Consider the following 12,812-nt stretch of genomic DNA (forward strand, 5'->3'; position numbering starts at 1 on the left):
CCGTTGTCGGGGCGATGCCGGACAATCTCTTCTGGCTCCAAGTGGGCCCGCTTTCTTTGCACCCCAATGCTTTACGAGTCACAGCACCGAGTGGGGCCGCAACGACTGCGGAATCGACTCCAGCAGAGGAGATATCGTGACCAGCGAGCGGGACGCGCTCTCGGACAGATACCGCAAGTTCAGGGTCGAGAATTTCCCGCAAACCGATTTGGCCGGCTATCTGCCCGTCGACGGCATCGAAGTCAAATTTCTCGACGGATGCAATCGGTCGTGCATCTTCTGTGTGAACGAGGATTACATCGGGAAACGGTTGAATCCGTTGGACACCGGTCGCTTCGCGCAGTCGCTGTTCGACTGGATCGACTCGCCCACCGAGCCGGAGCGGCCCGAGGCGGTCTACGGCACCGGCGGCGAGCCACTGATGGCGCTGGATCTGGTCGAGGAAGTCTTCCGACCGCTCGGCGAACGCGGCATCACCACGCGCCTGGTGACCAATGGCACGTTGCTGGACCAGAAGCGGATCGCCCGACTTGTCGATATGAAGTTGTCCGGAGTGAAGGTCACCTACAACACCGCCGATGCCGCGCGACTGGCGGCCCTGATGAAGGGCTCGAAATCCGATGACGCCGAACGGATTCTGCGCAATATCCGGCTGGCCAAGGATGCCGGACTGTGGGTCTTCATCCGAATCGGGCTCGGCAAGCACAACTTCGACGAGGCACCACGGATCTATCGCATCATGCGCGAGATCGGCGTCGATGTCGTACAGATCAAGCCATGGATTCCGTCCGGACTCGCGGCGGCGAATCAGACCGAGCTGAGCCTGAGTCCCCCGGTGCTGTTCGATCGGTTCACCGGAATCATGGAAGAGCTGTACGAGGAAATCCAGCAGCCCGGGGGGCCCGAGGTGACCGTCTCCTGCTATCCACCCGCGCGGAATCTGGGCTTCACCGTCAAGGATTGCGCCAATGTGGCCAAGATCTACTGTGAGCCCTGCGGCCATGCGCTGGTGTGCAACTTCTCCGACGAATACCTCGGCAGCTGGTTTCCCGAGGACGGTGGGCTGCTCGCGTGCGTCCAACGCCGCCGGGAGTTGTATCCGAAGATCATGGACGCCAACGGTGTCGCATCGTGCCCCGCCCGGCTGAACTGGTCCTCCCCCACCGCGGTGGTCAACCCCGCGCCCGAGTGGAAACCCGCGTCACTATTGCCGCTCGCTGTCATCAATGCCGAATGAGTCCGCAGCGGATTTTGCTCCTTTCGCGTAAACCGCTGGTCGAGCGCCCACTGCACAAGTGGCTCGCGGAGGTGGTGACCGACACTGTTCTCATCACCGTGCCCGGGGCGTTGGCTGATATCGGAGCGGATGTTCGAGGCCGGTTTCGCGACTGCCGGACCGTAACGGATTACCAGTCGTGGTCCACGGAATGGACGGCCGAATGCGCGGCGCGCGAGCACCGAGTCGGACTCGTCGCCAGTTCCAGCGAGGACGATGTGCTGCGCAGCGCACGACTGCGGGGCCGGCTCGGATTACCCGGGCAGACAACGGAATCCGCGTGCGCCTACCGCGACAAGCTGATCATGAAGGATAGGGCGGCACGGGCCGGAGTGGAGGTCCCCGGGCGGCGAGCGATCGACCGGCCAACCGACCTGATGGAGTTCATCGAAGAGGTGGGACTTCCCGTCGTCGTGAAGCCGCGCCGCGGCGCCGCATCCATCGGGGTGCGCATCCTTCGCGACGGATCCGATGTCACCGCATTCCTGGCATCGGGCGAATTGCCCGCGGCCCCACAGCGTTCGGGCCGGTTGATCGCCGAGGAATACATAGACGGCGACTTCTTCCATGTGGATGGCGTAATAGCCGATGCGGCAGTCGTGCACTGCTGGCCGAGCCAGTACAACAGCGGCAATGCCGAAGCCGCACAGACAGGGTCCGAATTGTCCAGTGTGCTGCTTGCTGCGGATGACCCGAGAACTTTTGTGCTGCAGGAGTTTGCCGCCGATGTCCATCGCGCTCTGCCGACGCCTTCGTTTCCGGCGAGCTTCCATCTGGAGGCTTGGATACCTGCGCACGGAAGGCCGGTGCTGTGTGAGGTCGCCTCGCGGACCGGCGGTGCTCTTATTGCGCGAACCTATCGGGAAGCGTTCGGCGTGCATCTTTCCCGGGAGAATCTGCGCGGACAGTGTGGACTTGGCCTCGAACTGACGCATCAACCCGCCGCGCCTCGGCGCGCCGGTGGCTGGGTGCTCTTCCCACCCGGACACGGCCGATTCGAACCGCCAACCGCGTGCCCTGTTTCCGGAGCGGAGGTCGAATTGCACATGTCCGCAGGTACTTTCGCACAAGGACCGGAATACGCCGCGCACTCGGCGGCGGCGGTCGCGGTGCATGCCGACACCGCCGAACAGGTGCGCGAGCGGATCCGGGAGACGACGCGCTGGTGGGCCGAGGAGGCGCGGTGGCTGAATTGATCCGCGAGCGTCCGCACCGGGTGGCGGTGTTGTCGAAGAAGCCGTTGACCACGCATCGGTACGACCGCTGGCTATCGGGATTCCGGACAACACTTTTCGCCGAGGACACGCCCGCGAGTCGCACCTTTTTGTCCGGGGAACACCAATACGCGACCTGGCACCTCTTTCGCGATTGGAAACGCAACCGAGCTGTCGACCAAGCGGTCGCGGCTGAGCATGCCGAACAACCCTTCGATCGGATCATCGCGCTGAGCGAATGTGATCTCGTCCGTGCCGCCGAACTTCGCGATTACCTGGGTATTCCGGGGCAGATCCTGCCATCGGCCACCGCGTTCCGGAACAAGTCGGTCATGAAGTCGCTGGCAGGCCGAGCCGGGTTGCGCATTCCGGAGCACCGCCTCGTGGACTCGGTTGCCACCCTGATGGACTTCGCGGACCCCCACCCCGATGGTGTCGTGGTCAAACCGGTCGACGGATCGGGCTCGGTCGGCGTCATGGTGTTGCACGGCCGAACCGAGATCGAGGCCTGGGCACATACCCGCGCGCTGTCATCCGACGACCCCGCCGACTACCTCGTCGAAGAATGGGTTGCGACACCAATGCTTTCGGTGGACGGACTCATGCGAGCGGGTCGGGTCCAAGCCGTAATGGTCGGGACCTATACCCGGACCTGCCTGCATTCGCTGGTCGAATTGGAGCCGCATGGCATTCTGCTGCTCGACGCCCACGATCCGCGTGTCGCCTCGGCCCGCGATTACCTCGACCGGCTGCTGCGCGCACTGCCTGCCCCAGAGGAGACCATGAGTTTTCATTGCGAGCTCTTCGATCATCCCCGCCACGGCCCGATGCTCTGCGAGATCGCTTGCCGCACGGGCGGCGGCAATGTGAACCTGATCGCGCGCGAAGCTCTCGGTGTCGATCTGGACCAGGCTTCCTGTCTCGGGCAGGCCGGTATAGATGTGCCGGTGGAACGCACGATGCCCGAATCCGGTCGCTGCTACGGGGATATCGTCGTGCCGCGGTCTCCGCGATCACTGCCCGCTGGTCTGCGCTGCGATCTGCCCGGTGTTATTCGGTTCCACCGGGACGATCGTCCCGGACGCGCCGCGAAGGTGTCGGACTATGTGATCGATGCGCTGCTGGCGGACGATGACCATTCGGGGGTGCGCCGGGTGTACGACTCCGTCATCGAATGGCTGGACGAGCACATGTTGCCCGAGTCCGCGAATGGGCGGTGCTGACCCGCGATGGATCTCGGACTCGCCGGACGCGCCTATTACGTCACCGGTGGCAGCCGCGGCATCGGAGCAGCGGTGGCTGCGCTGCTGCTCGCCGAAGGGGCCGCTGTCGCGACCTGTGCCAGAGACACTGGGGCGCTGGAGCGGATGCGGGCCGCGCTACCACCTGAGCACACCGACCGGCTGCTGACACACACCGCCGACGTTCGGGATGCGATGGCCCTGGAACAGGCCGTCGGGCGGGCGCTCGAACAGTTCGGACGGCTCGACGGTGTGCTGGCCAATGCGGGCGCCGGGGTGCCCGGCGGTGTACTGACGACACCGGAATCGGAGTGGCACAACCAGTTCCAGATGAAAGTGGGATCGGTGCTGAACCTCGTTACCGCGGCGCTGCCCGCGCTGCGAGAGTCGGACGCTGGACGGGTGGTAGTCGTCAACGGTGTCACCGCGCACGCGCCCGAGCCGGGCATGGCTGCGGTCAGCGCGACGCGGGCCGCCGTGGCCAACCTGACCCGTTCGCTCGCCATTGAACTGGCGCCGTCCGGGGTTCTGGTCAATGCGATCAGCCTCGGTGCGATCGCGACCGACCGCCAGCACGCGCGATACCTCGCCTCCGGGACAGCCGAGCCCTTCGAGGACTGGTGCGCGTCCGAGGCGAGCCGAAGGGGGATACTGCTGGGGCGCTTCGGTACACCGCAGGACGTGGCTCCCGTTGCAGCACTGTTGCTTTCGCCGATCTGCTCCTATGTGACCGGCAGTTCCATCGATGTCTCGGGCGGTTCGGGTGGCCGTACCTGATTGGCAGATCGTCATTGCCAGGCACGGCCCGACCGAATGGTCACGAGCCGGGCGATTCAGCGGTCATACCGATATTCCACTGTCCGCGGAGGGGCGAACCCGGGCCGCCGATCTCGGCAGGGCACTGCGGCAACCGCTACCGGAACGCATCGTCAGCAGCGACCTGACCCGGGCACGACAGACTGCGGAAGCAATCGCCCTAGCCGCCGGGGTCGACCCGCGCCTGATTGCGATCAGCAGCAGGCTGCGCGAAGAATCGCTCGGATCATGGGAGGGCCGCACTCAGGGCCGAATCGCCAGCACCAACCCGGGCGGCTATGCCCGCTGGCTGGCTGGTGACATCGGTGCATTCGACGGTAGAGAAGGACTGGCGGCGGTGGCGCGGCGGGCTGTTCCCGTCGTGCTCGAGCAGTGCGCCGGGCGGCCGCGGAGCACCGGTCGGCTCATCGTGGTCACGCACGCGAATACGGCATTGGCACTCATAGGCGCACTCACCGAGATTCCGATTGTTCAATGGGCGGATCTGCCGTGCCCCGGACTTGCCCAAGCCATGGTCCTGTGGTGAGCGGGGCCGATCGGGCACTGGCCTGCGCAGTGCTGATCACCGCCTTCGGCAACGGTCTGTATCTCGCCGGTGCGGTGCTCTTTCTGACCCGTTCGGTCGGGCTGAGCGGCACCGACGTGGGAATCGGACTGACGATGGCGGGCGTGACCGGACTCGGCGCGGGGCCGGTGGTGGGTCACCTCGCCGATCGCTTCGGTGCGCGCGAGATCTATCTGGTCACGCTGACCGCCGAGGCGCTTGCCACAGGAAGTCTTGTCCTGGTGCACAGTTTCGCGGTTTTCGTGGTCGTCGCGGCCACGGTCGGCGTTGCCGAGCAGGGCAGTAGAGCCGTGCGAGGTGCGCTGATCGCACGGATCGGCGGGGATAGGCGAGCGCGGCTGCGTGGCTATCTGCGATCCGTCACCAATATCGGCGTGGCTTTGGGTGCCGCCGGTGCGGGTCTGGCCATCCGATCCGATACGCGCACAGCATATTCGGCGCTGATCCTTGTCGATGCCGCGAGTTTCCTGCTCACCGCGCTGGTAATCGCTCGGATTCCACGACAGTCGCCGCTGCCACGGCCCGAGCGCCGCACCGTGCGCCGCGGCCGGTTGGACCTGCCGTTCCTGGCCGTCACCGCGGTATACGGCGTGCTGTCGCTGCAGTATGCGGTGCTCACAGTGGCGCTGCCGCTGTGGATCGTCTCCCATACCCGCGCTCCGGCCTGGCTGATCTCACCGCTGCTGCTGACGAACACGCTACTTGTCGTCATGCTTCAGGTGCGAGCTGGCCGCCGCGTCGATTCCATCGCCGACGGGATTACGATCACCCGTCGGGCCGCTGTCCTGCTAGCGCTGAGCTGCCTGCTGTTCTGCGTAAGCGGTACCGGCTCGGCAGTATTCGCCGCTTCGGCGCTGACGCTCGCGGTGATAGTGCACACGTTGGGCGAAATATGCCACGCCGCAGGAGAATTCGAGCTCAGCTTCACCCTTGCGCCGGATCATGCACAAGGCCGCTATCAGGGAATCTTCGGCATGGGAACGGGAGTCTTCGTCGCCGCCGCCCCGGCTTTGCTCAGCGTGGTCTGCATTGATCGCGGGCCGGCCGGATGGGTTCTGCTCGGCGGCGTACTGCTGACCGCTGGACTCGGCATCGGGCCGATAGCGCGCTTCGCCCAGCGGCGCGCGGTACATCTGGTCGATGCGTGACATCGAGCAGTGCAACTGCGCTCCGTCCAGTCTGTCCGGCCGCGATGTGCAGCAAAACCGGGCCAGGTGATGCTCTGGCCTTCGCCATCCGAATCGAACCGATCGACAATTGTGGGTCGGCGGTCACTCTGTGAGTCCACTTCGACGGCCTCCCAACACGGGCTTGCTTCGCATAGGATTCGGTCGCGTACGCGCTCAGGGAGGGAGCCGATCATCATGTTCGATCTTTCGCGTTATCGAACGCTTACCGCCATCGGGCTGCTCATACTGCTTGCCACATCCGCCTGTGATACCCATGACGCGAGCTGGCCCGCATCGCCGAGCACCAACTCGTCGGCGGTGAGCCCGACCAGCACCACGCCGCACACCTTCGCCGATCTCGGAACTCACCCGTGCGGCGCCTTGGATGCCGCGGATTCCACCCGATTCGGGGTCACCGCCCCCGGCACCGAACAACCCGGCGCCGCTCGCGGATGCTTCTGGACAACCCCCACCACCGGATTCAGTTTCTACCCCCACCCCTCCTCCGATCTGACAACACCGCTGCCGCCCGTCCCGGGCGCGATTGCGATAACCGTCGCGGACCATCGGGCCGTCCAGATCCGCCAGTCCCTCCAGCAAGGCAAGGAGGCAGGCTGCACCATCACCGTCGCCACAACGACCGGCGGATCGTTCAACGTCGAGGTCGCAATCGCGGGCGCGGGCAGCGACACGGCACCCGTCGTCGACACCTGCGCGCTCGGAATCGACATCGCCACAGCAGTTCTCAGCCACTTGGCATAACCGCAGTCGCCGCTCACTCGGTGCGGAAGGTGGGTCGCCTGCAGAGCTCCCGAACCGGGTTCGACGCCGATGCCGAGCGCGTCTTCGCACTGGTGCGGCTGCGCCCCGGGCGCACCTCGACAAGTGGGATCGGCGATCGAAGACGCCCGGCACGTCGCATCCTTTTTCGATGGACGAATCCGACAACCCCCCAATACCCGTGCAGTTCTCGGCGCGCCTTGACCGTGGCCGCGTGGCCGATCAGGCGCGAATATGTAATCCGAAGCCCGTGCGGCCCTTGGCTTCCAGACCTTCACGCAGGCGCAGGGACGGCATTTCGTAGTCGCCGCCGTTCTGGGTGCGGAAGGCGATGGGGTCGGTCTGTTCGATCGACAGAAGGCGCTGCTCCCAGGCCTTGGCGGTGTCGGTGAAGTCTTCGGGCGAAAGGCGGTCCGTGCTGTAGGTCAGGAACGGGGGCAGCACGTCCATGCCGGGGTAGTAGAAGATGCCGTGCTGGATCGGGAAGAGGAGATCGTCGATGGGGCCGTTGATACCGCGGTCGGTGTAGTGCGATTCGCGGCCGCCGATCGTCACCGACAGCATGGCCCGCTTGCCCGCGAGGGTGCCCTCCCCGTAGCGGTCGCCGTAGCGGGTGTCGCTGTGTTCGCCGACGCCATAGGCGAAGTGGTAGGTGAAGACTCGGTCGACCCAGCCTTTGAGGATCGCGGGCATCGAGTACCACCACAGCGGGAATTGGAAGATCACGGTATCGGCCCAGAGCAGTTTCTCCTGCTCGGCCGCGATCTCGGCGGTGAGTGTGCCGGTATCGTACGCGCGGCCGGAGTCCGCGGCGACCCGCAGCGGGCCGCTCGTCCCGCCGAAATCGTCGGCGTCGACGGTCGCCTTCCATCGCATCGCGTACAGGTCGCTGACCTGCACCTCGTGCCCGGCCTCGCGCAGGGTGGTCACCGCGATGTCGGTGAGCGTGCCGTTGAGTGATTGCGGTTCGGGGTGGGCGTGAACGATGAGTGTCCGCATTTGCTGCTCCTTCGGATCGGATGTGTTCGATATTCGGCGTCTGTGCGGCCGCCGTTCAGGGACGCTTTTTCCATCGGACGGGACTTCCTGGTATCGGCAGGACCACCCTTGCCCCGCGAAATCGTGGCAATACTGGAGGGATGGACGAGCTCAGCGACTTCCTGCGCACGCGGCGGTCCCGGGTGGATCCCGGCTCCGTCGGCATTGCGACCGATTCGCGCCGTCGGGTGGCCGGATTGCGCCGGGAGGAGGTCGCGCATCTGTCCGGGGTAAGCGTCGACTATTACGTACGCCTGGAGCAGGGCCGCGCCCGGCAGCCATCCGCACAGGTCCTCGATGCGCTGGCCAGGGTGCTCGGCCTCGCCGAGGTGGAACGCGAGCATCTACACCGGCTGGCCCGCCGTCCACATCGCCCGGTGAAGCCGGTTCCGAATGTCCGCATTCGCCCCGAATTGCGGCGGGTGTTGGATCTGATCCCTGACGCACCCGCTTTCATCGTCGATCACCGCCTCGACGTAATGGCGGGCAACCGGCTCGCGGAACTGCTGTACGGACAGAGCCCCATGAAGGGCTTGAATATCGCCCGCCATATCTTCTTGGACGACTGCGGCGCCCGCTCGCTCTACGCCCAGTGGGAGGTCTGCACCCGCGATGTCGTCGGCCACCTGCGCCTCGCGGCGGGCAAGTATCCCGACGATCCGAAACTGTCGGCGCTGATCGGCGAACTCGCCGTACACAGCGACCGCTTCCGCAAGCTGTGGGCGCGCGCCGACGTCCGCTCCCGAACCCACGGCCGCAAGGCCTTCGTCCACCCCCTGGTCGGCACCCTGGACTTACATCAGGAGAACTTCGCGCTACCGGAGGAAACCGGCACCGAGCTCGTCGTCCTGTCCGCTGAACCGGGCAGCGAATCCCACGACAACCTGCGCCTGCTGGCCAGCCTCGGCGCCACGGACGCCGTCGCGCCCGACCGGCATATGACACAAAACTAGCCCCTCGGCGACCCACGGATCTTCGGGTTCCGCCAGATGATCTCGAGCGATGCGTGGCGACTGCTGTCCTACGCCGTCCCGGAATCCGAACGCGCCGCGCGACACCAGCTTCGGCGACGACTGTGCGGGATCGGCTGCGGCACCGTCTCGGGGGTTCTGCTCTGTGCGCGAGATGGCCGACCACATCTTCGACCGATGCGTCCCCGCTCTGGATATCGAGTAACTGACGCGAACACCAGCGAAAGGCGAAACGGGACTAGGACTAGGCTTCCATCGAAGGTGACAACGCCGAACGGAGAGGGCTGATATATGGCGTCCGCAACAGCATCCGCACAGATCGGGGTTACCGGCCTGGCGGTCATGGGTAGCAATATCGCCCGGAACTTCGCCAAGCACGGCTACACGGTGGCACTACACAACCGCAGCATCGCCAAGACCGACGCACTGCTTGCCGAACACGGCGGCGACGGCAACTTCGTGCGCACCGAAACGATCGAGGAGTTCGTCGCGGCGCTGGAGAAGCCGCGCCGGGTGCTGATCATGGTCAAGGCGGGGGATCCGACCGACGCCGTCATCGAGGAACTCGCCGGTGCGATGGAGCCCGGCGACATCATCATCGACGGCGGCAACGCCCTCTACACCGACACCATTCGCCGTGAGGCCGCCATGAAGGCGCGCGGGTTGAACTTCGTCGGCGCGGGCATCTCCGGTGGTGAAGAGGGCGCGCTCAACGGTCCGGCGATCATGCCGGGCGGGCCCAAGGAATCCTACGAATCCCTCGGCCCGCTGCTGGAATCCATTGCCGCGCAGGTGGACGGAACACCGTGCTGCACGCATATCGGCCCCGACGGCTCCGGACACTTCGTGAAGATGGTGCACAACGGCATCGAGTACGCCGATATGCAGCTGATCGGCGAGGCCTACCACCTGTTCCGCGACGCGCTCGGCTTCGACGCCAAGCAGATCGCCGATGTGTTCACGCAGTGGAACTCCGGCGAACTCGAGAGCTACCTCGTGGAGATCACCGCCGAGGTGCTCAACCAGGTGGACGCGAAGACCGGTCAGCCGCTGGTGGATGTGATCGTCGATGCGGCCGAGCAGAAGGGCACCGGTCGCTGGACCGTGAAGTCCGCGCTCGATCTGGGCATCCCGGTCACCGGCATCGCCGAGGCGGTCTTCGCGCGGGCACTGTCGGGCTCACGTGCGCAGCGCAAGGCCGCGGTCGGTCTCGCCGCTGGCAAGCTCGGCGAAAAGCCCACAGACGTCGCACAATTCACCGAGGACATCCGCCAGGCGCTCTACGCGTCGAAGATCGTCGCGTACGCCCAGGGTTTCGATCAGATCGCCGCGGGCAGCGCCGAATACAACTGGAACCTGCGTCCCGGCGACATGGCCACCATCTGGCGCGGCGGCTGCATCATCCGGGCCCGCTTCCTGAACCGGATCAAAGACGCCTACGACCAGAATCCGGAACTGCCGAGCCTGATCCTCGCGCCCTACTTCCGTGCGGCGATCGAGACGGCCATCGACAGTTGGCGACGCGTGGTCGCCACCGCCACCCTGCTCGGCATCCCGGTGCCCGCGTTCGCATCCTCGCTCTCCTACTACGACGCCCTGCGCGCCGAACGGCTGCCCGCCGCCCTCACCCAGGGTCAACGCGACTTCTTCGGCGCGCACACCTACGAGCGCATCGATGCGCCCGGCAAGTACCACACGCTGTGGAGCGGTGACCGCAGCGAGGTTTCGGCCGACTGATTCGTGCGCCGTCCCAGCTCTGGGAAGACCCCAAAATTAGGGGCCGGGTGAACCGCGCTCGCATGAGGAGGACTGTTTGGCGGACGTACCAAGCGAACCAGCCGCCGAACAGCGGCTCGCCGATGCGCTGAAAGCACTCGGACCGGCGGGCTGGCAGCAGGCGGATGCGGTATTCGCGGTCACGGTCGCGGGTGCGGTCGGGCAGCTCGCGTACTCCGTCGGCGACCAGGTTGTTCCGTTATCGCCTCCGGAGTCGGTCCTGGCTCTGGTTCGGGAAATCCGGGCGCTCGCGGCCCGTTCCAACGGCGGACCATGGTGGCGCATGCTGGTCGTACTGGCCGACTCCGGCGCGATCGATATCGATTACGACTACGGCGAGCAGCCGTTCCCGCCCGGGCAGCTGTTCGCTCCTGAGGCCTATCGCGCCGACCTCGAGGCGTATCCGCGCGCCGAGATACCGGTATGGTTGGGCGCCTACATCGGCCACGGCGACCGGCAACGGCGCACACCGCAGCAAGCCGCCGCCCAGGCGCGCGCCGATCGATCCGGTCAAGTATGGGCGACGCTGGCGGAATACGAATTCCCCCCGTTCCCACAGATGTGGGCACGCTGGGCGACGGTCGCCGCGGCATTCGTCGCCGCCCGGTCCGAGCACGGCCCGCGGATGGAGCCGTGGACGGGAGTGTTCGAAGGCGCGACATTGCACGGGTCGACGCTGCATGCGCTCCCAGCCGGACGGGCCGTGCTCTCGGGCGGGGTGTGGAACGCCCCCACCTTGAACGCGGTCTACAACGGCGGCGAGCCGATGCCGAATCTCTATGCGGGCGCCCCGGATTGGGTGGCCGATCCCGTGCTCGACCCGCGCGCCGCCTCGGGTCTGCTGTCGTTCTGCTACTGGTGGGAGTCCGGGCGCTGGTACCGCGGAGCGTCGCCGTCGGCGCAGGATTGCGCCGTCGCGGTGCCCGGGGTCTGGACCAGGGAAACGGTGACAGGAATCGTCGCCGATCTACTCGGTACGGAGCCGAATCCTGGTACTCGGGAAGCGATTCCCGCACTTCTGGCGGCGGCCGAGGCCGGACGGGTCACACGCCGGGAGCTGGTGGCTGTATTCGGCGAGGACGGCCGGTTCGATCTCGACGGTGCGCTCTACCAGTATTCGCTGGCCGGATTGGCGCCGCCGACACCGGAGCCGATACACGCCGCGGAGGCGATCTCCCGGGTACGTGATTACATCACCGGGCGCGTCCTGGACACCACGGGATATCCGCTCGAGCAGTTGGTCGCCGAGCGATTCAGCGTGGGGTGGATGGTGCATGTGCCGGTGCCCGCCGGGATGGTCGCGACCGATCGGGCGATCTTCTATCTCGGCGACGACGGTGTGCTCGAACAGTCGTCGTCGGCCGTCGATCCGCCGACGTATATCGCCGATTTCGAACGGCGATATACAGAGCGTCACGGCCGAGACCCGAAGGGGTAGTCATGGACCATTGGGAACGAGAGGGCCTGCGCGCGGCCAACTTCGGGATACGCAATCAGGTCGAGAACATCCTCGACGCACTCGCCGAGCAACGCGCCCACCAGGCCGAGGCCAAGCGGAAGTTGGATACCGCACGGTGCAGCGCTAGCTCGTCGGACGGCCTGGTGGAGGTGACCGTCGACAATTCGGGTGTCCTCATCGACGTGCGGTTCACCGCGAATGCCGCGCATAGTACCGCCGAACAGTTGGGCCGGTCGGTCACCGAGGCGGGGCGCGAGGCGGCCCGCCGCATGCGGGAGCAGGCCGCACAGATCCTGGACCCGGTTGCCGCGGGCGTTCGTACCATGCCCGACCTGCCCGATCTGGTACTCGGCGCGCCGAGCCTGCGCGGGTACGGCGAAGTCGAGCGGCGCGACGAATAACCCTTATCTATTCCCAGCACTGGGTATAGGTAAAGCCGCAGTAATATTTTTCGGCAGGCAAATCGCCTCCTCGGTTTCGCTGGTGAGGGTTGAAGGGTGACCGGGC

Annotated in this window: 13 protein-coding genes; 12 read left to right on the forward strand and 1 reads right to left on the reverse strand. The window is 65.9% G+C overall.

What is annotated here, in order from left to right:
* The first annotated feature begins 136 nt into the window (after window positions 1-136).
* The 7 genes from ACQP2U_RS29975 to ACQP2U_RS30005 all read left to right on the forward strand — a co-directional run bounded on the left by ACQP2U_RS29975 (window position 137) and on the right by ACQP2U_RS30005 (window position 7,043).
* Entirely contained in the window at window positions 137-1,237 is a 1,101-nt protein-coding gene (locus ACQP2U_RS29975) for a radical SAM protein (RefSeq protein WP_433710537.1), read from the forward strand.
* Complete coding sequence (locus ACQP2U_RS29980; RefSeq protein ID WP_433710538.1) at window positions 1,234-2,472, forward strand: ATP-grasp domain-containing protein; 1,239 nt, start codon at window positions 1,234-1,236, stop codon at window positions 2,470-2,472. The genes ACQP2U_RS29975 and ACQP2U_RS29980 overlap by 4 nt, the downstream gene beginning before the upstream one ends.
* Entirely contained in the window at window positions 2,460-3,713 is a 1,254-nt protein-coding gene (locus ACQP2U_RS29985) for an ATP-grasp domain-containing protein (protein WP_433710539.1), read from the forward strand. The genes ACQP2U_RS29980 and ACQP2U_RS29985 overlap by 13 nt, the downstream gene beginning before the upstream one ends.
* Before the next feature lie 6 nt (window positions 3,714-3,719).
* Window positions 3,720-4,508 carry an SDR family oxidoreductase gene (locus ACQP2U_RS29990; protein WP_433710540.1) on the forward strand — a complete coding sequence of 263 codons (789 nt, stop codon included), beginning with the start codon at window positions 3,720-3,722 and terminating at the stop codon, window positions 4,506-4,508.
* On the forward strand, window positions 4,495-5,073 hold the full coding sequence (locus ACQP2U_RS29995) for a histidine phosphatase family protein (RefSeq protein ID WP_433710541.1): 579 nt from the start codon (window positions 4,495-4,497) through the stop codon (window positions 5,071-5,073). The genes ACQP2U_RS29990 and ACQP2U_RS29995 overlap by 14 nt, the downstream gene beginning before the upstream one ends.
* Entirely contained in the window at window positions 5,070-6,260 is a 1,191-nt protein-coding gene (locus ACQP2U_RS30000; protein ID WP_433710542.1) for an MFS transporter, read from the forward strand. The genes ACQP2U_RS29995 and ACQP2U_RS30000 overlap by 4 nt, the downstream gene beginning before the upstream one ends.
* 216 nt (window positions 6,261-6,476) lie before the next feature.
* On the forward strand, window positions 6,477-7,043 hold the full coding sequence (locus ACQP2U_RS30005; protein WP_433710543.1) for a DUF3558 family protein: 567 nt from the start codon (window positions 6,477-6,479) through the stop codon (window positions 7,041-7,043).
* Between the two features lie 240 nt (window positions 7,044-7,283).
* Here the strand turns inward: ACQP2U_RS30005 and ACQP2U_RS30010 are convergent, their stop codons facing one another.
* Window positions 7,284-8,060: an NAD(P)H-dependent oxidoreductase gene (locus ACQP2U_RS30010; RefSeq protein ID WP_433710544.1), complete on the reverse strand. Its 777-nt coding sequence runs from the start codon at window positions 8,058-8,060 to the stop codon at window positions 7,284-7,286.
* A gap of 140 nt (window positions 8,061-8,200) precedes the next feature.
* Between ACQP2U_RS30010 and ACQP2U_RS30015 the strand changes: the two genes are divergently transcribed.
* The 5 genes from ACQP2U_RS30015 (at window position 8,201) to ACQP2U_RS30035 (ending at window position 12,706) form a co-directional block, all read left to right on the forward strand.
* Complete coding sequence (locus ACQP2U_RS30015) at window positions 8,201-9,052, forward strand: helix-turn-helix transcriptional regulator (protein WP_433710545.1); 852 nt, start codon at window positions 8,201-8,203, stop codon at window positions 9,050-9,052.
* Between the two features lie 36 nt (window positions 9,053-9,088).
* Window positions 9,089-9,358, forward strand: a complete 270-nt coding sequence (locus tag ACQP2U_RS30020; RefSeq protein WP_433710546.1) for a hypothetical protein — start codon at window positions 9,089-9,091, stop codon at window positions 9,356-9,358.
* 3 nt (window positions 9,359-9,361) lie between these two features.
* Entirely contained in the window at window positions 9,362-10,807 is a 1,446-nt protein-coding gene (gene gndA / locus ACQP2U_RS30025; RefSeq protein WP_433710547.1) for an NADP-dependent phosphogluconate dehydrogenase, read from the forward strand.
* Between the two features lie 76 nt (window positions 10,808-10,883).
* Window positions 10,884-12,284 (forward strand): hypothetical protein, encoded by a 1,401-nt coding sequence (locus ACQP2U_RS30030; RefSeq protein ID WP_433710548.1) that lies wholly within the window; start codon window positions 10,884-10,886, stop codon window positions 12,282-12,284.
* A gap of 2 nt (window positions 12,285-12,286) precedes the next feature.
* Window positions 12,287-12,706: a YbaB/EbfC family nucleoid-associated protein gene (locus ACQP2U_RS30035; RefSeq protein WP_433710549.1), complete on the forward strand. Its 420-nt coding sequence runs from the start codon at window positions 12,287-12,289 to the stop codon at window positions 12,704-12,706.
* Window positions 12,707-12,812: the final 106 nt, after the last annotated feature.

This window comes from Nocardia sp. CA-084685, from assembly GCF_050955785.1.
Classification (GTDB): domain Bacteria; phylum Actinomycetota; class Actinomycetes; order Mycobacteriales; family Mycobacteriaceae; genus Nocardia.